This window comes from Candidatus Clostridium helianthi (assembly GCF_045310795.1).
In the GTDB taxonomy this organism is placed as follows: Bacteria; Bacillota; Clostridia; order Clostridiales; family Clostridiaceae; genus Clostridium; species Clostridium helianthi.
On sequence record NZ_JBJIAB010000016.1, the window covers coordinates 20,851 to 41,135 of the forward strand.

Genomic DNA, 20,285 nt, shown 5'->3' on the forward strand with positions numbered 1-20,285 from the left:
TTCATAAATATTAATAAAAGTTCAACAATAGTTGCGTATAAAAATTTCAACTTTACGTATACTATGAATGGGTTTATTCTTAAACCTAGGCATTCATTCTTTGCCCCTTTATTGGGGCTTTTTTAATATATACAAATAATACTAATAATATAAATTTAATCTATATATAAGTGTATGTAATTCTATGAAGAAAATTTTTCACTATAATAAGAATATCGTTATCTTTATGTTAAAAGATAATATTGACTCCGAAGCCACTCGTGCCAGCAAATTAATATTCTATGTTATCTTTATATAATTTGTACAATCTTTAAACAAGCAATACAGCATATTTACACATTTCTCAATACACAAATCTATGTCCTTAATTTCATCATCAAATTTAATTCTATGGCATACATCATCTGTAATAAAAAGTGAATAATGATAAAATATTTTTTCATCTTCTTTACTTTTAAAAGGTAAAGACAAAGCTTTGAAAATTTCTTTAATTTTATCTTTTCTCTGCTCATCATATTCTTTTCTCAAAGCAGCTACATCTTTATCTAATAGTGTTAATGCTTCCATTTCATCATGAAAAGTTTTAGAAAAGTCATGATAATCTAACATCATCTTTATAAATACTTTAAATAGTTGTTTTACTACTTTAGCATTATCAAATTCCTTATCAGCATTTTCTAACCAATAATCATGACTTGGATAATCAAAACTTTTGTTAATTCTTTCAATTACCTTAAGATAAATTTCCTTCTTATCTTCAAAATAGGCATATACAGAACCTGTTGCTACATTGGCTTCATTAGATATATCTGCTGTTGTAGTATTATAATAACCTTTTTCATTGAATAATTTGTAAGCCGCTTCTAAAATTCTATCGTATTTTTCTAATGCTCTTTTTTGTGTTGGTATTCTTGTCTTTCTTTCCATCTTTATCACCTACATAAATAATAAAAGATAAAAAAATAAAAGTCAATAAAATATGAAATTCATTTCATGTATTGACTTTTAATTTTTTCCAGCGTATTATATGAATATGAACTTTGTTTCATATTTTATAATATAATTTTTTGGAGGATATCATGAATAAAAAACAAAAAGTATTAGCATTTATTTCACTGGCAATAGCTTGCTTCTTAACAGTATTAGATTCAACCATAGTTAATGTATCTTTACCTTCTATGGCTGATTATTTCAACACGGATATAACAGGAATATCATGGGTAAGTACCGCGTACTTAATTCCATTCTCAGCTCTTTTAATAAATTTTTCTAAAATCGCAGATATTTTTGGACGAAAGAAACTCTTTATAATTGGTCTTATAGTATTTGGTAGTTCATCAATACTTTGCGGGCTTTCCACTTCCCTTTCCATGATTATAATTTTTAGAATCATGCAAGGGATAGGCGCTGCAATTCTTGCTCCATTAGCCATTCCTTTAGGTATCGAACTATTTGGTAAAGATGCCATGTCAAAACTTGCTATTGCAATTGGTATGATAATTTCTATAGCTGCTGCTTCTGGTCCTGTTGTTGGCGGAGTCTTAAATGAAGCCTTTGGCTTTAAAGCAATATTCTATGTAAATGTTCCTTTTATAATCGTCTCTTTAATCTTTGGGGCTCAATGTCTTACAGAATGTTATGATAGAACAATTGAAAAGCGAATAGATTTTATTGGCTCCATATTATTAGCTTACGGAACCGGAGCACTAACCTTTTTCCTTGTTAAAGGAAGCTCATATGGCTGGGGCAGTACAAAAATTGTCACTTTAATAATAACCTCAACAATTTCAATTATTGCTTTCCTAATATATGAATTAAGATCAAAAAATCCAATGATAGAATTTAAATTATTCAAAATAAGAAGCTTTACTTCTTCAATAATAATAGTTGGAGTAATATTCTTTGCTTATATGCCTATATCTTATTTAATGAATTTCTATCTAGAAAACCAATTAGGTTATTCTGTTTTAAAATCTGGGCTTATTTTAGGTATAGTAAGTGGTGTTTCATTTCTCACCTCTCCAATCTTTGGAATTATATCTAAGAGGTATGGTGCTAGAATTATTTCATTATTATCCATAATTTTTGTATCTTTAGGTGATCTTATGCTTGTATTTATGAATAATTCAAACAATATGGAGATAATTTATGGAGCATTCATTGTAGTAGGACTTGGTGTTGCTTCAACCTCTCCATTATATAAAAGTGCATTTGACGAGGTTTCAAAAGATAAGAATGGTCTGGCTTCAGGAATACTGAACAGCTTTAGGCAACTAACTGCCTGTTTAGCTATAGCCTTAGTTTCAACATTAAGCAGCTATTACACTACTCAAGCTATAGATAATTCAAAAAACAGAATAATAGAACTTGTTAATAACAATACAGTTCTTGAGGATCAAGTGAAATCTACGATAATTGATAAAATACAAACTGCAGACACCAGCAAAAATACTTCCTTTTCGAAAGATATGGTTGATAAATTAATTAAAGACAAAGAGGATACTGTGTTAGCTTCTGTTCCTGATAAAACGAAGCCAGCTATAGAAGAAAACTTTAATACTCAAACAAAAGAAATCCATAAGGTCTTAGATAACATGACTGTCATAAAAAATGATGAAAGTAATAAAGTTTATAATAAGTGCTTCCTACTCACAGCAATTATCGCAATTTTAGGATTAGCGGCAGTACCTTTTAATAAAATGAAAGAAACTGAACTTGGAAAAACCAAACCAGAATTTGTAGTATGAATATTTCAAAATAACCATTGAAATGACATTAATATTTTCAGTAAAGTAACTCTTATCATATTATAATATAGAAGTTTTATTTTTCAATATAATATTTATTTTTCAGCATTCTGTTGATAATTATACTGCTTAATTCTAATTACAGTAAATAAGCCCAAGACAGTTCGATATGCCTTGGGCTTATTTTTTACCATAGCTATTGACGCTTAGATATATTACTATCTATAGTCAAGTCTTCATTCTAGCTAAAATGATATGCACTCATTTGAATTACTTTTATATAATAAATTTATTATTCACTTTTCATCTATCAACCATCAAATCGTAATAAATATAACTTTAATTTATAAATCGAAATATTCACTCCATAAATTTCGATTAAATTGTTGCTCCAAACTGTGACGAATGAGTAACTATAAATTCCGCGCCTCCCATTCCCATAGCAAAGAAAACTAAAATAATAACTAATATTATTGCGCTAAAATCATACTGCATTTTTTCTTGATTATTTATTATATAAGCTGCGATAATCTCTATTCCAACACTTACTAAGATAAGTGGCCACATTGATACAATTAAAAGAACACTAAGGTTAGTTATAAACAATCTAAGTAAAAACATTATCCCAAATATAACTAAAGCAAGTCCCGAGGTTAGCGTTCCTACCTTACGCCCCTTAATCATCTATCTCACTCTCCATTTTTTTCCCCTTGATAAGTTTTATCCCAAGTGTAACTATTGCTACTCCTATTATTACTTTAGGAATATCTCTCATTAAATCATAAATAATAAAACGGCGTAGTTCATATGGAATATATGGTTCTAAAATACTCATTATATTTTCTATAACTAAATATACACCTAAAAATAAACATATAACTCCTACTGTAAGTTTACGTTTCTCAAATATATCTTTATCTAATTTTGCTAGCTTATCAATAGAAAACAAATACTTATCTTCTAAAAGTAAAAGTTCGTCGTCATTTAAATTCATTCTATTAGTACAATCAAAGAAAGAATAAAACCAAATAAGTGGTGCTACATATAATAGCGGTCCTATGTTAAGCCAAGAAGAAAGAAATATTAAAAAGAAGAATACAGACATAAAAGATACCCCTATTTTCATAAATCCCATATACATATGTCCTGCTCCTGGTAACATCGAAAAAACAAAAGTCAAAAATCTACTTTTTCTCTTGATCATTATTAAAAACCTCCAGTTTAATTATTTTTTCAGAAAAGTTATTAAGATTTACATTAACCGAATCTACAATCCCAGAATCCAATGGTTTAACATGATTTGTCGCTGTATTAACCAAAGAATTTAATCCATTTGAAAAAACCAATATCAATGCCACACTAGCTGCAACTGCAACTTTAACACAATAAAAACGAAACTGAATCTTGCTTTGCCTCTTACTTTTTATTTTAATTTGTACTTTTTCTTGAAAACCTAAAGGAGCTTCTGCAAGTTCATCTTCTTTAAAACTATCAGCAAATTCACCAGCACACATTTGGCAATCACTAATATGTTCTAATATGTCAATCATTTCTTCTTCGCCTAGAATATCAAACTTAAGCATTGTTAATGTTTCTTTAGTCAAATGACCTTCTTTATCAAATAATCTATTATTCACATGAACTCCTCCTTCCATAAATCCTTTAACATTTTTTTTGACCTGTAAAGTTGCGTTTCCAAGGTTTTAATATTCTGGCCCGTTTCCTTTGCCAAATGTGATAGTTTGACATCTTTGCAAAAATAGTTTGTAGCTACAGTTCTATATGGCTCTTTTAGCTTATTGCATAAACTTTGTATTCTCTCTATAGTATTCTTTTTAACTACTGTTTCCTCCGGTGAATCTCCTCTATACTCAAGATCTTGGTACTCATCTTCTGACAAGCTAACTGTTTTTCTCGCCTTACTCTTAAGATAATCCTTACACTTGTTTGCAGCAATTTTAGCAAGCCAAGCCTTAAGGTTATCACCATCAAAGCCTTCCCAATTTTGATATGCTGATAAAAATGTTTGCTGAGCCAAATCTTCAGCATCAAAATAATTTTTTGTGAAGGATAAACAAATAGTGATAATTAACCGTTCATATTGTTTTATGCAATTTGGAAATTGTTCTTTTTCAATATCTATCACCACCTTAATTAATCCTTACATTAAATATAACGATCAATAAATAAAAAACACTTCAACTTTTTTTAAAATTATAAAAAATTTATTAATTTAAATTAAATAACTTTGCTTTCTCACTATAAAATGTCTTATTCTTATAAAACATTTTATAAGAATAAGACTCTTAAAATGAATAAATTTTTTAATACAGGACAACCTAATTACATGTGTATTTCAAATAATTTACTAACTATGGAGGACAACAATGAAGCTTTTTAAAAATGCACTATCTCTTATAATAATTTCAATATTACTCTTGCATAACATTGAAATCTCTGCATACGCTAGCCCAAATGCTAATTCTCAAAATCAAGTTAAAATTGCAGTATTCCTAAGCAATTTTAATTCACCTTTTATTTCAAGTTTAAAAAAAGATTTAGAGGCAGTTGAAAAAGAAAATAAAAATAGAGTCCTGTTTACATTCTTTGATTCAAAAGGTAATGAAACTATTCAAAATCAAAATATTGATGAGTCATTTAATCAGAACTTTAATCTTTTTGTAGTAGACTTGGTTAACTCTAGCACAAATTTTTCGCAAAATGCCCTTAGCAAAATATTCAATCATAATATTCCGCTGATTGTAACACTAATTCCAAGTAACCCCATAATAAATTATATTAGAACTTATAATCGAGCTGTCATAATTGGTGCAGACGATGCCCAATCTGGTTCCCTTCAAGGAAAAATTCTTACTGACACATGGAATTCTAATAAAGAAATCTTAGATAGAAATAAAGATAATGTAATGCAGTATATTATGTTAAAAGGACCCATTGGCGATCCGTCAACACCTTTAAGAAGTAAGTATTGTATTCAAACGCTTAATGATGCGGGTATAAAAACAGAAGAACTCCTATCGTCTACATGCAATTGGAATAAAGATTGTGCAAGAGACGACATACAATCTTCCCTCCTAAATCTATATAGTAGGATTGAGGTTATAATTTCTAATAATGATGCTATGGCTATTGGTGCTATTGAAGCACTTCAAAAATATGGTTTTAACAAAGGCGGCAATTCAAGATGCATTCCAGTTGTTGGTGTAGATGCAATACCAGAATCTAGGAAACTAATAGATCAAGGCTTTATGACAGGTACAGTTATTCAAAATACTCGTGCTTATGCAGATGCCATACACTCTGTAGGATTGAATTTAATTTCTGGTGCTCAACCACTTAGTCATACAAACTATGAATTTGATGGAACTGGTCCTATAATCAAATTGCCTTTTCATGAATATATAAAAAAACAATAATTTTCTATTTTCATAAACTTTATTCTATAAATAATTCCTTATAGGTCATATAAACGTATATACTATCATAAAATTTATAATTAACATTTTAAATGCAAATAGGAGAACTTCCTCCCATTCAGGTTTAGTTCTCCTATTTGCTCATAATATGTCATCATCATCTAAATTCCTGCCTGCTTGTTTCTCCAATTGTTTTATGGCGTTTTTGCCCCCATTTTTTGCAATCTCTAATAGCTCTGAAAGGCTTGATGAAATATCTCTGCTCGCAAAAACTTCTAATAGCATTGGCATATTAACTCCAGTTATTACCTCCATATCTTCCTTTTCTAATGCAATCATACTAGCAGCATTAAATGGACTTCCCCCAAAGAGATCAACCATGACTAGAATTCCTTCTGTACAATTTAATTCTTGTATAAGTTTATTGTATTTCTCTAATAAATTCTCAATTCCCTCTCCTGGCTTAAATGTAACACATCCAATATTCTTTTGTTCTCCATAGATCATTTCTGCAGATTTAACTAACTCTTTAGATAAATCTCCATGAGTTCCTACAATTATTCCTATCATTAAAATTACCCCTTTTAAAGTTTTTTCGGTTAATCTTTCTATATTAATGATATAATATGACATTATGTTGTCAAGTTATATATTATATATTTATATGTGAGGTGATATTATGCAAATTAGCAGATTGTTTCAAATTATATATATTCTACTCAAAAAAAAATCAATAACAGCAAGGGAACTATCAGATCATTTTGAAGTATCTGTCAGAACAATTTATAGAGATATCGACGCTCTATGCCAGGCTGGAATTCCTATATATTCAAGTCAAGGTAAAGGAGGCGGTATTTCATTAGTAGATAAATTCATTTTTGATAAATCACTATTTTCTGAAGTAGAACAGGATAAAATTCTACTTGCTCTACAAAGTCTTTCCGCTGTAGGATACGATGATATTAATGATGTATTATCAAAATTAAGCAATCTTTTTCAGAAAAGTGATATTAATTGGATTGAAGTTGATTTCTCAAACTGGGGTAGTGAGAAAAAACAAAAAAAGATCTTTAATCTAATAAAAGAATCAATACTAAAGCAAAAAGTAATTAATTTCTCATATTTTAGTGCTGACGGTATGAAAAGTAATAGATATGTTGAACCTTTTAAATTGTTATTCAAAGATAAATCTTGGTATCTACACGGATATTGTCTTCAAAGAACAGCGTTTAGAACCTTTAAGATAACTCGTATGAGTGATATTAATATTACAGATGAAAGTTGTATACATCAAGATTTACAAGATCTTATTGATGATTCACCATCAGAAAAATTCAGTGAACTAATTCATCTTAAGCTAAAAGTATCATCAGAAGGTGCCTATAGAGTATATGATGATTTTGATGAAGAAAATATAACTATGAATAAAGATGGCTCTTACTCTATAGACATTTCGATGCCTGAAGGTGAATGGATTTATAATTATCTTCTTTCTTTCGGGGCAATGTTGGAAATTATAGAGCCTATATATATCCGAAACGAAATTATTAACCGTTTAGGCAACATGATAAATAAATATACTTCTAAAACTTGACATAATGTAGTCAAGTTTAGTTTATTAAAATAATAATAAATAAAATTTAACTGTATAAGGATTACGTCATTAAAATATTTTATTATATTTTAAATTCAAATTATAATAAAATATCAAGTTTTTGATACAGTAGTCACAAGGAGATTATGAAATACTTATGAGTGAACCATTAAAAAATATTTATACGTTAGAATTTTTAAATGATTTTGCAAATAAAATACACAATGTTTATGCAGAATTTAATAAGAACGATTTTGTTGCTTCAATTTTAGCTTATCCGTGGGATGAATTACCTTTAAAGGCTCGTATTCATAGAATAGCTGAAATATTAGGTAACTACCTTCCTAATGATTTTGAAAATGCACTAAATATCTTATTCTCTATTAATGAAAGCTGTGTTGGATTCCCATATCTATTCTTTCCTGATTTTGTTGCTACATATGGACGACACGGGGAATATTTTGAGCTTTCCATGAATGCTTTAGAACGCTTCACTCAACAATCATCGTCAGAGTTTGCGATTCGACCCTTTTTATTGAGTGACTCTAACAGTGTAATGAAATATATGATGAAATGGTCATTATCTCCCAATGAGCATATACGGCGTCTTTCAAGTGAAGGTTGTCGGCCACGTCTTCCTTGGGGAATAGCTCTTCCGATGTTTAAAGCCGATCCATTACCTGTTTTTAAAGTGTTAGAAAATTTGAAAGAAGACGACTCTCTTTATGTACGCAAGAGTGTTGCTAACAACCTTAATGACATTTCAAAAGATAACCCTGACGCTGTTTTAGCGATAGCGGAAAATTGGATATGTCATAATCAAAATACTGATTGGATTTTAAGACACGGCTGTCGCACTCTTATTAAAAGAGCTAATCCCAATGCAATGTCACTCTTTGGTTACACTAGCTCTTCAGCTGAAAATCCCATATTTAGAAATGCCTCAATCTCTGCTCAACCTAACCACCTTAAAATTGGAGGCAGTTGTGAGTTGAATTATTCACTGGATATAGACTGGGGTTCCCCAGTACATATCCGCTTGGAATATGGCATTGATTTTATAAAATCAAATGGTAAACCATCACGTAAATTATTTTTTTTATCTGACAAAACATTGTTACCTAATGCACATTTACAAGGTACGCGTATACATAGCTTTGCAGATCTTACTGTCCGAAAGCATCATCCTGGCATTCATAAAATTGTCCTTATGGTTAACGGCATAGAAGCTGCGCAGACTACATTAAATATTTTTGGAGGCAAATATGATTATAAATAATCTACTATTGAAATTAAAAAACAGGGATATCAATAATATTAAACAAACAATGTAATTGTATTATCGGAATATATATTGCATTCAAATAATATTCATATTACATGAATATTTCTACGAAAATTTCATATAATATAGATGTTTTCATGATTTAAACTATCCACTTTTAGCCCCATTATTGGGGCTTTTTTATTTATACAGAAAATTATTTTTAACTTATAGATATCATAAAATTAAGTATAAACTTTTTCTTAAAACGTATAATACATTTATAAGTACACAGGACTGGAGGATTTAAATGAAAATATTAAAAAAGATATTAGCTATAACTGCAATTACTATAATATTTAGCGCTGTGCTTAGAAGCAACTTTTTCAATAATACGGCCGTTGCAGAAAATTCTAAACAAATGTCTACCATTAGAGTTGGCCTGTTTTCGGCAGATCTTAATGATGATTATCTTATATTTCTCCGTAAAAATTTTGAAGATATACAAAACCAACATCCAAACGAAGTCATCTTCACATTTTATGACTCGAAATTCAATCAATCAACTCAAAATGCAGAACTTGATACTAAACTTAATGAAGGAATCGATCTAATATTATTAGATATGGTTAATGTTAATGATATAGGAGACTTAATTAATAAAATATCAAAATATGAGATTCCAGTAATAGTTTTTAATAGAGAACCCCTTACAATGGACGCTATAAAATCATATAAGAAGGCTCTATATGTAGGTACTGATTCAAAACAAGCTGGCGCTTTACAAGGTAAAATTATTACCGATGCTTGGAACAAGCATAAGGATTTAATTGATAAAAATAAAGATAACGTATTACAATACATAATGCTTATTGGCGAAAGACTTAATAAAACATCTATCGATAGATCAGCATATTCTACTTCAACTATTCAGCAAGCTGGAATCAAAACAGAAGAACTTGCGTCGCCTGTTTTGAATTGGGATAGAGAAACAGCACAAAATACTGTAGATGCATTATTTTTGAGGTTTGGAAGTAAGGTGGAAGCAATAATTTCAAATGATGATTCTATGGCAATTGGTGCAACTAAAGCATTACAAAAATATGGCTATAATACTGGAAATAAATCCAAGGTAATTCCTATTGTTGGAGTGGATGGCGTTCCTGAAGCCAAAGAATTAATTTCAAAAGGCTTCATGTTAGGTTCTCCTGTTCAAGATACTAGTATTATGGCTAATGCTATTTATACCATAGGTTCTAATTTAGCTCATGGAATAAATCCTACTGAAGGAACACCATACAAATTAGATGAATCTGGAACTGCTGTTCGTATACCATACGAAGAATATACCGGCCCAATGTTTCAATAAAAAATTAAATATTTAAATAGAATTACATTGAATTGTAAGCAAATGTTAAATAATACTTCAATATAATCTTTAAGTAAAAAGGCTATCTGTTAACAAATAGCCTTTTTACTATGCAAAATTTCTTGCAGATTTATAAACTTAACATTGTTTAATAAAATTACATATTTACTATAATGTTATCTGCTTAATTTAATAATGTTTCTAAACATTCACTTCTTTATCATATTACCTGCTATTTTTAATTCAATAGAGAATTCATATCAATTCATTTTATTAACTAATAATAATTATTGACTAATATGATTGTTATGTATATAATAGTCTTAAAGATAAGACTCTCATTTTTTTCTAATTATGTTAGATAAATTTTAAACAATTTGATGGTTTCAATCTTAAAATATACATAAATAATAATTTTAAGATTCTTAGTCATTAAAAAGACATTTCAGAAATAAATTTAAAGAGTACAAGATTGTTGCAATGACAATTGAACTTGGTTATTTAGAGACAAGTAAAACTTTATATCCAAGATCTTGCAGAAAAATTACGAAGAAATAGTTAAAGATTTATAATTAAATTTAGGAGGTAATAAAATGACTGAATTAAAACAAGTTTATAAATGTGAAGTTTGTGGTAATATTGTGGAGGTTGTTCATAATGCTGGAGGTACACTAGTATGTTGTAATCAGCCAATGAAGCTTAAAGCTGAAAATACTACTGATGGAGCAACAGAAAAACATGTTCCTGTGATTGAAAAAGTTGAAGGTGGAGTTTTAGTAAAGGTAGGCTCTGTAGAACATCCTATGCTTGATAATCACTATATAGAATGGATTGAAATTCATACTGAAAGTAACGTATATAAAAAATTCTTAAAACCTGGTGAAAAGCCTGAGGCTTTCTTTAAGGTAGATGAACCTGTCCTTTTTGCTAGAGAATATTGCAACTTACATGGTTTGTGGGCTGAAAAAAATTCTTAATAAAAAACTTTTTATTTAAATGAATAAAAGTCTGTACTCATTTGATTATTCCTTACATATATTAATCAAATTGTACAGGCTTACTGTTTTGCTTGAAAAACTGTCATTTGGATATTAGCACCTAAAACCTTCTAAGAAAATAATAATATACTTTCATATAATACAAATACGAAGCAGATACATTCGTTATTTTTTTATATTTTTAGTTAATACATAAAAACAGTGTAAACTTCAAATTATTGAAATTCACACTGTTTTTTAAAGCTTGTCTTTATTTAGGAGGCATTATTGTTGCTATGCCTTTAAGCACTTCAACACCATCTTGATTTGTACATGTAGTACTTAATTTTATTCTATTTTTATCTTCAATTCTTTCTATTACTTCCACTTCAGCCTTAATTGTATCTCCTATTTTTACTGGCGCCGTAAATTTTAATTCTTGTCCAAGATAAATTGAACCTGGCCCTGGCAATTGCATTCCTAATACTGCAGATACTAAACCAGCAGTTAACATTCCATGAGCGATTCTACCTTGAAACATTGTTTTTTCTGATTCAACTTGATTTATATGTGCTGGATTCAAATCTCCTGTTATTCCAGCATATAAATATACATCAGTTTCTGTAATAGTCTTTTGAAAATATGCTTTATCTCCAATCTTTATTTCCTTTATAGTCAATCCTTTCACTAGTACTCCCCCTTCTTTGCTATATAATTTTCAGAATATTATTTGTAAGTATTTTCAATTCTAATTAAACAAAATGTAATAAGCTTTGTAATGCTATTAATGCAAATACAGTTCCTGTCTTTATGCAAGTGATTACAAATATATCTTTATATGATTGTTTATGAGTTAACCCTGCAATTCCAAGTAAAGTTATAACTGCACCATTATGAGGTAATGTATCCATACCACCTGAAGCCATAGCAGCAACACGGTGAAGTAATTGTGGATCTATTCCAACACTATTTGCCCAAGTTAAATATTGTTTTCCAAAAGTGTCAAGTGCTATACTCATTCCTCCTGAAGCAGAACCTGTAACTCCTGAAAGAACATTTACTGTAACTGCCTCTGAAAGTAATGGGCTTCCATCTGGGTTAATATTAGTTAAAGCATGAGCTATAGATTGAAATCCTGGTAAAGTTTTAATAACATTACCGAATCCTACTTCTGATGCTGTGTTCATAACTGCTAAAAGTGATCCAATTGCACCAGCATTGATTGCTGCAGCAAAGTTTCCTTTCATACGTTTTGGGTTAATTGATACTGCAAGAGTAATACCAATTACAAGTGCAATCATAAGAGCCCAGTTATTCATTGAACCTACAACACCAGCTTCCGGTATGTTGTATGGAGCTTTAGTTACCCAAGAAACGATATCCCATTTAGGAAATACAACTTTTTGAAGAACTAGAGTCACTATAAGTACCGATGCTAATGGTAATGCTGCTATAAATGGATTCGGTAAGCTGCTGTCTTCAACAATTACAGGCTCTTGCTTATGGTTTGTTCCATACCCTTCTCCTTTTGCCTGAGCTTTGCGCTTACACCATTCTAAGTAAGATACCCCACAAACTAAAACCATAATTGCACCTAGAGTTCCAAATATAGGGGCTGCATATAGATCTGTGTTAAAAAATTTCATTGGTATAGAGTTTTGAATTTGAGGTGTTCCTGGAAGCGCATCCATTGTGAATGTAAAAGCACCAACAGCAATAGTTGCAGGAACAAGTCTCTTTGGTATATCTGCTTCTTTAAATATAGAAGCTGCAAATGGATAAACAGCAAATGCTACAACGAAAAGACTTACTCCACCATAAGTTAGTATAGCTGCTGCTAGTATTACAGATAGCATAGCTCGTTTTTTTCCTAGCTTATCTACTATAAATTTTGCTATTGATTTTGCTGCACCAGATTGCTCCATAACCTTACCAAATACTGCACCTAGTAAGAAGAATGGAAAGTAAACTTTTACATAATTACCCAAGTTAGGTAAGAATATTTCCGTATAAGTTGGCATAATCGCCATTCCTGAAAATATAGCTGCCATAATCGCAAATATAGGTGCGAAAACAATAACTGAAAACCCCTTATAGGCCATAAACATTAAAAGTGCTAAGCTTAATAAAATTCCTATAACTGCCATATACAAAACCTCCGTTATTTTATTATTTTTCTTTTCAAATATTTTATCCGTATCCTATTCACTTATATTAGTTGTTACTTCAACTTCATAGGCTTATCTTTAAAAATTCTTTCATCCATTATTTTCAATTCCTTTGATATTATTGGCTTAAAGTCCATTTGATCAATAATATCCTTTTGTAAGTCTACTCCTGGAGCTATTTCTTCTAATGTCACTCCATCTTTTGTTAATCTGAAAACTGCTCTTTCAGTTATATATAATACCGGTTGATTCACATCTCTAGCGTAATCTCCACTGAATGTGATTTGTTCAACATTCTTAATAAACTTCTTTGACCTTCCCTCATTTTCGATTACTAGCCTACCATCAGCAACATTAATTTTAAGTCCTCCGGCTGTAAATGTGCCACAGAATATAACCTTTTTTGAATTTTGAGTTATATTTATAAATCCTCCACATCCAGCTATCTTAGGACCAAATTTACTTACATTTATATTGCCTTTTTCATCGCATTGAGCTAGTCCTAAAAATGCTACATCTAAGCCACCGCCATCATAAAAATCAAATTGAGATGACTGATCTATAATGCTATCTGGATTTATAGCTGCACCAAAACTTAAACCTCCTGCTGGGATTCCACCAATCGGGCCTGATTCAATAGTTAATCTCATTGTATCTCCTATTCCTTCTTCATTGGCAACCATTGAAATCCCCTCCGGCATACCTATGCCAAGATTAGTTACTGCATTTGGTATGAGTTCCATTGCACAACGCCTTGCTATTATTTTTCTCTCATCCATTGAAAGACATTTGATAGAATCTGCCGGCATTCTTATTTCTCCACTATAAGCAGGATTAAATACTTCAGCAAATGTCTGCATATGGTCTTCACTATTAGCTACAACTATAGAATCTACAAGTATTCCAGGGATTTTTACAAGCTTTGGATCTAAAGTTCCCTTAGATACTATTTTTTCAACCTGAAGAATTACTTTCCCACCAGAATTTTTTGCTGCTTGTGCCATAGATAAACCATCTAGTGTTGCTGCTTCCTTTTGAAGAGTTGCATTTCCATCTTCATCTGCATATGTTGCTCTTAATATGGCTACATCTATAGGAAAAGCTTTGTAGTAGAGATATTCTTTATTATCAATTTCGATAACCTTTACAATATCCTCTGTTGTACATTCATTTAATTTTCCTCCCTCAACTCTTGGATCTACGAAAGTCTTTAAACCAACATGAGTAATTGTACCTGGTTTACCTGCCGCAATATCTCTATAAAGACTAGATATTACTCCTTGTGGAAGATTGTAAGCCTTTATTTTATTTTCAATTGCGAGTTTTTGGATCTTAGGAGCTAATCCCCAATGACCACCTATTACCTTTGAAAGAAGGCCTTCTTGTCCTAAATGATTCAAACCTTTTTCTTTACCATCTCCTTGTCCCGCTGCATAAACAAGAGTTAAATTATTAGGGGCACCTTGTTCTAAGTATATTTCCTTAAGTTTCTTAGAAACCCCTTCTGCATGCCCAGCACCTATAAATCCACCAAATGCAACTGCGTCTCCACTTTTGATTAAGGCGATTGCTTCTTCTACCGACATTATCTTGTTCATCTTTACTCCTCCTTTTCACACTTTTATATACTCCATAAAGCAAGAGTGTAATATTTTATTTATAATTCCTTGTACACTTATTTATATAAGCAATATCCGTGCCAAGATTTCGAGCATGTATTCAACGTAAAATTGCGCTTTTCTACAAGTAATTTCATAAAAAATTCTTGATCATAGAAAGTTTTTGTTCGTTATTTCGTACGATTTTTTAAGTAAACATTTACATAGCGTGCGATTTTCCGTACAATTATTTTGCATAAAAAAAGTAGTTGTTCGTAAGAACGAACAACTATGTTTGTATTTTATATTTTTCTATTTTCTCATATAAACTAGTACGCCCTATATCGAGAATTTTTGCTGCCTTAGTTTTATTACCATCCGCAGCCCTAAGTGCAAGAATAATAGCATTTTTTTCACTTTCAGCAAGAATATCTTGAAGCTTCTTAGGGACCATAGAAACCTTTTTCCCTGTGATTTCTTTTGGTAAATCCTTTACTTCAATAATCTCACTATTTTCCATAATATTTATAGCCCGCTCTAATACATTTTCTAATTCTCTTACATTCCCCTTCCACTCATAGGTTTTAAGATATTGTTCAGCCTCCTTAGAGATTCCTTTAACTTTCTTATCTAAATCAACTGAAAGCTTTTTTATTAAATGATTGGAAATAAGTATTATATCATTTCCTCTTTCTCTTAAAGGTGGAATTTCAATTGTCACGACATTAAGTCTATAATATAAATCTTCACGAAACTTACCTTCTTCAACTAATCTTTCAAGATTTCTATTTGTTGCAGCAATTATTCTAATATTAATCTTTTTACTGGCTACGCCACCAACTTTTTCAACTTCTCTTTCTTGAATAACTCTTAGTAGTTTTACCTGCATGTGGAGAGGCATATCTCCAATCTCATCTAGAAATATAGTCCCTTCATTTGCAATCTCGAATTTCCCTATCTTACCTTCTTTTTTGGCACCTGTAAAAGCTCCAGCCTCATAACCAAATAATTCTGATTCAAGTAAATCACTTGGAATTGCTGCACAATTAACCTTAACAAATGGTCCTTCATGCCTGTTACTTTCTGAATGTATTGCATGTGCAAAGATTTCTTTACCTGTCCCGCTTTCCCCTAAAATAAGAACATTTGAATTTGTATGAGCAGCTTTTTCAACTATAGCTTTGGCCATAACAATCGGTTCACTCTCACCTATAATATTTTCAAGGGAATAATTTGCCTTATTGAACTCTCTAAGCTTTGATTTATAAGTAGCTAATTCCTTTTCTATAACGCTTATTCGCTTATAAAGGCTATTTAATTCTTTTACATTTCTAAATAAAACCTTCCCTACTACCCCAATAATTTCTCCATTTTTTACTATTGGTATTCTTGATGCTATCATATAACTTCCTTTTATCTTATGAAGTTGTGCTACTTCTTCTTTTCCGGTTTCTAATACTATTGGCATTCTAGTATTTTCTATCACTTCATTTACATGCCTACCGATAGCATCCTCCCTCTTAATCCCTAAAAATTCCGTATAAGCGTTACTAATCATAGTAACTATGCCCTGCTTATCAATGATAATCATTCCATCATAAGCAGTTTCAATTACAGTATTTAGTATTTCTTTACTATCTCGCTCTTCCTCAAGCTTATGAATTAACTGATTATAATTTGTCACATTACTAAAAATCAGCATTGATCCCTGTGCATCAGTATTTTCTCCAAAAGGTATAATACTCAAGATCAAATTTAGTTCATTAACTACTATTGGCCTTTTAATTTCCTCTTTTTTAGTTGATAAAAAGTATTCTATATCTGGCTCTGGCATTATTTCGTTAATATTCTTGCCTAAACCACCTTTGCTGTCTATGTCGAAAAGAATACTAGCTGCTTCATTAATAAAAAGTATTTTGTTGTTACTATCAACTGAAACTATTGCATTAAACATATTATCTAATATTACTTCAAGCTTACTAATATAGTTTTTGAATAATGGTTTGTTGCTCATGTAACACCTTCTCTCTTAAATCCTATTTTTAAGTATTTTACTAAAGATTCCATGTAAATACAAGGAATTAAGCAACTATTTTGGAATACTATATTAAGTTTTATATTCCCATTTATAAGCCTTCCACATATACTTTTATTAGATACAAATTAAACTTTAAAAAAATATATATCCACCTTTAAAACTATATTTATATGTTGACTTACCGAAATCGTAAATATTTTTATCCCGAAAAACTATGAAAACTTCACTGAAAGTGCTAAATAATTGCAATACATATGCACTTAAATTAAATATAAATATTTTATAAGCATCTAGAAGGGACTGATTGAAATAAAAAGGATAACTTCATCTTATTATTCCCCTAATATAGCTAAATATAGAATAGTAGGATATATACATGGTATTACCACTAATGTAAATCCAAACAAATTGACCCATATTAATTATGCTTTTGGAAGTATTATAAACAGTGCAATTTTCATTCCTGATGCTCAAAATTTAATGAATTTGGTATCATTAAAATCTCAAAATCCCAAATTAGCAGTTATCCTTTCAATAGGTGGCTGGGGAGCTGAAGGTTTTTCCGATGTAGCCTATTTAGAGTCATCACGGAGTAGTTTAGCAAATAGCTGTCTGGATATTGTAAATTCCTATGGTATAGATGGAATAGACCTTGATTGGGAATATCCTGTTAGCGGCTCTTGTAACCTAATTAAATGTACTCCTAAAGATAAAGAAAATTTCACACTTTTGCTTAAAGCTATACGTAACAAAATTGGAACGAATAAAATACTCAGTATTGCAGCCGGAGCAGATAAATTTTACATTAATAATGTGGAAATTAATGAAATAGTAAATATCTGCGATTATATAAATTTAATGACTTATGATTTTGGTTATAATACTCATAATGCAAATCTTTATCCAACCTCTTCTCCATATGGATCTGGTTTTAGCTGTGATGAATCAGTAAACATATTTTTGCAGGCTGGTGTTCCATCTACGAAGATTAATTTAGGTATTCCTTTTTATGGGTATCATGACCATGAATATCTTTCATATGGAAATCTACTTGAAAATTATATAAATAAAAATGGTTGGACTAGATACTGGGATTATGAAGCAAAAGCTGCTTATTTAAAAAATGATGATTCATTTATTACTTATGAGAATGAAGAATCAATTGACTATAAAATTAAATATATAAAATCAAAAGGCCTTGGCGGCGCAATGTTCTGGGAATATAACCAAGATTACAATGGTATTCTTCTAAATAAATTATGGACAGGTTTAAACGAGTAATCTTGTTTGCATAAAAAATAAGAATAGGATGTACCGTAATTCATCCTATTCTTATAAATATATATCTTTTAAAATACCATTTTATTGAATTTAATTTTTGAAATACTAGTTTGTTAAATTTAGTTTTTAATGTTTTTTAAAATACTAAATTATGAATATTTCATGCGTGAACTTGAAACTACTGAAACATAAATTATCTTAAAATAATGTTTTTAAGCAATTAGAAATCAAAATTATCTGGATCAGGTCCTACCCTAAAATCTTCATTTAATGAATTTATTTTTTCTACTTCTTGGTCAGTTAAATCAAAATCAAATATTTGTGAATTTTCTATTATTCTGCTTTCATTTATAGACTTAGGAATAGTCACAACATCATTTTGAATATCCCAACGTAATATTACTTGTGCAACAGATTTGTTATGACTTTTAGCAATCTCTTTTAATACTTCATTATCAAATAACTTGCCAACCATAAGTGGTGACCATGCTTCAACTTGAATATTATTTTGTTTACAAAACTCTCTCACCTTCATTTGTGTTAAGCGAGGATGAAATTCTATTTGATTTACCATTGGGTTAATTTCTGAATCCTTCATTAAATCTTCAAGATGGCTTACTTGAAAATTACTTACTCCTATCGCCTTTACTTTTCCTTGTTTATATAAGTATTCTAAAGCTCTCCAAGCATCCTTATACTTTCCTGCTACAGGCCAATGTATAAGATATAAATCTAAGTAATCAAGTCCAAGCCTATTTAAACTTTCATCATAAGCCTTTATTGCAGACTCATATCCTAAATCAGCGTTCCAAACCTTAGATGTTATAAATAAATCTTCTCTGGAAATACCAGCTTCTTTTATCCCTTCTGAAATTCCTTTTCCCATACTCACTTCATTGCCATAAACAGCTCCACCATCAATACTTCTATAACCATGTTTTATTGCTGCCCTTACTGCATTAGCTAATTCTGGAGTATCTTCTGCTCTAAAAACACCAAGACCTAATAATGGCATTTTTACGCCATTACTTAAAGTTACTGTTTTATCAAACTTACTTATCATACGATCCTTCTCCTTTTAATAATTTAGTCATCACTCTATCAAACCTATCTTATAAAGTTAGTAAATACTTTATCTTCCCCTTTACTTTCTTCTACGTTAGCTTTCCCAGAATCAGCAAGTTTTAATAACCATGCCATGTTCTTTCCTAAAACTCTCATTATCTGCATTCCTTCTTCATCCTGCACTGCTTCTCCTGGTGCTGTACCGTGAACTACGTTCCAATAATTTGATGTTGGCATTAACATCTCAGAATAATTAAGATAATTATTTAATTGAGTAAATGTTGGAACTCCACCAGACCTTCTAACTGCGACAACACTTGCACCTACTTTGTGTCTAAGCATACCATTATTTACAGATGTAACATAAAACGCACGATCTAAAAATGATTTCATAGTTCCTGCTATAGCAGAATAATGCACTGGAGAGCCTAGAATAATTCCATCAGCTTTTTTCATCTTTTGAATCCAATCGTTAACTTCATCATTCTGCATAACACACTTTTCGTTCATATTTCTAGCACATCCACCACAAGCCATACATCCACGTATAACCTTATTTCCAACATGAACTATTTCTACATCTATATTCTCTTTCTTTAATTCTTCTGCTACAACTTTTATTGCCTCGTAAGTATTTCCATTCTTTTTAGGACTTCCATTAAAAGCAACTACTTTCATAATACATACCTCCATAATATTAAAATCATGATGTGATTATATAACTCAGTAATGTAAGTAACAAGTACG

19 protein-coding genes are annotated in these 20,285 nt (G+C 30.5%); 7 read left to right on the forward strand and 12 right to left on the reverse strand.

What is annotated here, in order from left to right; all coding sequences use genetic code 11:
* Window positions 1-279: 279 nt before the first annotated feature.
* Window positions 280-927, reverse strand: a complete 648-nt coding sequence (locus ACJDTP_RS13410; protein ID WP_173710062.1) for a TetR/AcrR family transcriptional regulator — start codon at window positions 925-927, stop codon at window positions 280-282.
* Window positions 928-1,079: 152 nt separating this feature from the next.
* Here ACJDTP_RS13410 and ACJDTP_RS13415 point away from each other — a divergent pair, with 152 nt between their 5' ends.
* On the forward strand, window positions 1,080-2,747 hold the full coding sequence (locus ACJDTP_RS13415) for an MFS transporter (RefSeq protein ID WP_406761488.1): 1,668 nt from the start codon (window positions 1,080-1,082) through the stop codon (window positions 2,745-2,747).
* 378 nt (window positions 2,748-3,125) lie between these two features.
* On the opposite strand, the gene ACJDTP_RS13420 is transcribed toward ACJDTP_RS13415, so the two are convergent.
* The 4 genes from ACJDTP_RS13420 to ACJDTP_RS13435 are packed head-to-tail and all read right to left on the reverse strand — an operon-like array spanning window position 3,126 to window position 4,893.
* On the reverse strand, window positions 3,126-3,431 hold the full coding sequence (locus ACJDTP_RS13420; RefSeq protein ID WP_171771929.1) for a hypothetical protein: 306 nt from the start codon (window positions 3,429-3,431) through the stop codon (window positions 3,126-3,128).
* Window positions 3,424-3,951 carry a hypothetical protein gene (locus tag ACJDTP_RS13425; protein WP_406761489.1) on the reverse strand — a complete coding sequence of 176 codons (528 nt, stop codon included), beginning with the start codon at window positions 3,949-3,951 and terminating at the stop codon, window positions 3,424-3,426. Before ACJDTP_RS13425 ends, ACJDTP_RS13420 begins: the two co-directional genes overlap by 8 nt.
* Window positions 3,932-4,384, reverse strand: coding sequence for a hypothetical protein (locus ACJDTP_RS13430; protein ID WP_406761490.1), 453 nt, complete (start codon window positions 4,382-4,384; stop codon window positions 3,932-3,934). The genes ACJDTP_RS13425 and ACJDTP_RS13430 overlap by 20 nt, the downstream gene beginning before the upstream one ends.
* Window positions 4,381-4,893, reverse strand: coding sequence for an RNA polymerase sigma factor (locus ACJDTP_RS13435; protein ID WP_143329410.1), 513 nt, complete (start codon window positions 4,891-4,893; stop codon window positions 4,381-4,383). Before ACJDTP_RS13435 ends, ACJDTP_RS13430 begins: the two co-directional genes overlap by 4 nt.
* 241 nt (window positions 4,894-5,134) lie before the next feature.
* Here ACJDTP_RS13435 and ACJDTP_RS13440 point away from each other — a divergent pair, with 241 nt between their 5' ends.
* Window positions 5,135-6,184 carry a galactose ABC transporter substrate-binding protein gene (locus tag ACJDTP_RS13440; protein ID WP_078117437.1) on the forward strand — a complete coding sequence of 350 codons (1,050 nt, stop codon included), beginning with the start codon at window positions 5,135-5,137 and terminating at the stop codon, window positions 6,182-6,184.
* Window positions 6,185-6,325: 141 nt separating this feature from the next.
* Here ACJDTP_RS13440 and ACJDTP_RS13445 read toward each other — a convergent pair whose 3' ends face one another.
* On the reverse strand, window positions 6,326-6,754 hold the full coding sequence (locus ACJDTP_RS13445) for a PTS sugar transporter subunit IIA (RefSeq protein WP_173708321.1): 429 nt from the start codon (window positions 6,752-6,754) through the stop codon (window positions 6,326-6,328).
* A 109-nt stretch (window positions 6,755-6,863) separates the two neighbouring features.
* Between ACJDTP_RS13445 and ACJDTP_RS13450 the strand changes: the two genes are divergently transcribed.
* From ACJDTP_RS13450 to ACJDTP_RS13465, 4 genes are all read left to right on the forward strand, one after another.
* Window positions 6,864-7,778, forward strand: a complete 915-nt coding sequence (locus ACJDTP_RS13450; protein WP_406761491.1) for a helix-turn-helix transcriptional regulator — start codon at window positions 6,864-6,866, stop codon at window positions 7,776-7,778.
* Between the two features lie 157 nt (window positions 7,779-7,935).
* The gene (locus ACJDTP_RS13455; RefSeq protein ID WP_103697725.1) at window positions 7,936-9,057 is read left to right on the forward strand and encodes a DNA alkylation repair protein; all 1,122 of its coding nucleotides are present in this window, start codon (window positions 7,936-7,938) and stop codon (window positions 9,055-9,057) included.
* Window positions 9,058-9,352: 295 nt separating this feature from the next.
* Window positions 9,353-10,411, forward strand: a complete 1,059-nt coding sequence (locus ACJDTP_RS13460) for a galactose ABC transporter substrate-binding protein (RefSeq protein ID WP_406761492.1) — start codon at window positions 9,353-9,355, stop codon at window positions 10,409-10,411.
* 593 nt (window positions 10,412-11,004) lie between these two features.
* Window positions 11,005-11,388, forward strand: coding sequence for a desulfoferrodoxin (locus ACJDTP_RS13465; RefSeq protein WP_078117432.1), 384 nt, complete (start codon window positions 11,005-11,007; stop codon window positions 11,386-11,388).
* A gap of 271 nt (window positions 11,389-11,659) precedes the next feature.
* On the opposite strand, the gene ACJDTP_RS13470 is transcribed toward ACJDTP_RS13465, so the two are convergent.
* From ACJDTP_RS13470 to ACJDTP_RS13485, 4 genes are all read right to left on the reverse strand, one after another.
* Window positions 11,660-12,076: a MaoC family dehydratase gene (locus ACJDTP_RS13470; protein ID WP_078117431.1), complete on the reverse strand. Its 417-nt coding sequence runs from the start codon at window positions 12,074-12,076 to the stop codon at window positions 11,660-11,662.
* 64 nt (window positions 12,077-12,140) lie between these two features.
* Window positions 12,141-13,535, reverse strand: coding sequence for a GntP family permease (locus ACJDTP_RS13475; RefSeq protein ID WP_078117430.1), 1,395 nt, complete (start codon window positions 13,533-13,535; stop codon window positions 12,141-12,143).
* A gap of 74 nt (window positions 13,536-13,609) precedes the next feature.
* Window positions 13,610-15,154, reverse strand: coding sequence for an acyl CoA:acetate/3-ketoacid CoA transferase (locus ACJDTP_RS13480; RefSeq protein WP_078117429.1), 1,545 nt, complete (start codon window positions 15,152-15,154; stop codon window positions 13,610-13,612).
* Window positions 15,155-15,443: 289 nt separating this feature from the next.
* Entirely contained in the window at window positions 15,444-17,168 is a 1,725-nt protein-coding gene (locus tag ACJDTP_RS13485; protein WP_173710057.1) for a sigma 54-interacting transcriptional regulator, read from the reverse strand.
* Between the two features lie 384 nt (window positions 17,169-17,552).
* Here ACJDTP_RS13485 and ACJDTP_RS13490 point away from each other — a divergent pair, with 384 nt between their 5' ends.
* Complete coding sequence (locus tag ACJDTP_RS13490) at window positions 17,553-18,473, forward strand: glycoside hydrolase family 18 protein (protein WP_406761535.1); 921 nt, start codon at window positions 17,553-17,555, stop codon at window positions 18,471-18,473.
* A gap of 220 nt (window positions 18,474-18,693) precedes the next feature.
* Here the strand turns inward: ACJDTP_RS13490 and ACJDTP_RS13495 are convergent, their stop codons facing one another.
* Both ACJDTP_RS13495 and ACJDTP_RS13500 read right to left on the reverse strand, forming a co-directional pair.
* Window positions 18,694-19,536, reverse strand: a complete 843-nt coding sequence (locus tag ACJDTP_RS13495; protein ID WP_406761493.1) for an aldo/keto reductase — start codon at window positions 19,534-19,536, stop codon at window positions 18,694-18,696.
* A 44-nt stretch (window positions 19,537-19,580) separates the two neighbouring features.
* The gene (locus ACJDTP_RS13500) at window positions 19,581-20,216 is read right to left on the reverse strand and encodes a flavodoxin family protein (RefSeq protein ID WP_406761494.1); all 636 of its coding nucleotides are present in this window, start codon (window positions 20,214-20,216) and stop codon (window positions 19,581-19,583) included.
* Window positions 20,217-20,285 lie beyond the last annotated feature (69 nt).

Excerpts from the sequence above, each read along its gene's own strand:
- ACJDTP_RS13410 (WP_173710062.1), bottom strand. The coding sequence starts at position 927 with ATGGAAAGAAAGACAAGAATACCAACACAAAAAAGAGCATTAGAAAAA.
- ACJDTP_RS13415 (WP_406761488.1), top strand. The coding sequence starts at position 1,080 with ATGAATAAAAAACAAAAAGTATTAGCATTTATTTCACTGGCAATAGCT.
- ACJDTP_RS13420 (WP_171771929.1), bottom strand. The coding sequence starts at position 3,431 with ATGATTAAGGGGCGTAAGGTAGGAACGCTAACCTCGGGACTTGCTTTA.
- ACJDTP_RS13425 (WP_406761489.1), bottom strand. The coding sequence starts at position 3,951 with ATGATCAAGAGAAAAAGTAGATTTTTGACTTTTGTTTTTTCGATGTTA.
- ACJDTP_RS13440 (WP_078117437.1), top strand. The coding sequence starts at position 5,135 with ATGAAGCTTTTTAAAAATGCACTATCTCTTATAATAATTTCAATATTA.
- ACJDTP_RS13445 (WP_173708321.1), bottom strand. The coding sequence starts at position 6,754 with ATGATAGGAATAATTGTAGGAACTCATGGAGATTTATCTAAAGAGTTA.
- ACJDTP_RS13450 (WP_406761491.1), top strand. The coding sequence starts at position 6,864 with ATGCAAATTAGCAGATTGTTTCAAATTATATATATTCTACTCAAAAAA.
- ACJDTP_RS13455 (WP_103697725.1), top strand. The coding sequence starts at position 7,936 with ATGAGTGAACCATTAAAAAATATTTATACGTTAGAATTTTTAAATGAT.
- ACJDTP_RS13460 (WP_406761492.1), top strand. The coding sequence starts at position 9,353 with ATGAAAATATTAAAAAAGATATTAGCTATAACTGCAATTACTATAATA.
- ACJDTP_RS13465 (WP_078117432.1), top strand. The coding sequence starts at position 11,005 with ATGACTGAATTAAAACAAGTTTATAAATGTGAAGTTTGTGGTAATATT.
- ACJDTP_RS13475 (WP_078117430.1), bottom strand. The coding sequence starts at position 13,535 with ATGGCAGTTATAGGAATTTTATTAAGCTTAGCACTTTTAATGTTTATG.
- ACJDTP_RS13480 (WP_078117429.1), bottom strand. The coding sequence starts at position 15,154 with ATGAACAAGATAATGTCGGTAGAAGAAGCAATCGCCTTAATCAAAAGT.
- ACJDTP_RS13485 (WP_173710057.1), bottom strand. The coding sequence starts at position 17,168 with ATGAGCAACAAACCATTATTCAAAAACTATATTAGTAAGCTTGAAGTA.
- ACJDTP_RS13495 (WP_406761493.1), bottom strand. The coding sequence starts at position 19,536 with ATGATAAGTAAGTTTGATAAAACAGTAACTTTAAGTAATGGCGTAAAA.
- ACJDTP_RS13500 (WP_406761494.1), bottom strand. The coding sequence starts at position 20,216 with ATGAAAGTAGTTGCTTTTAATGGAAGTCCTAAAAAGAATGGAAATACT.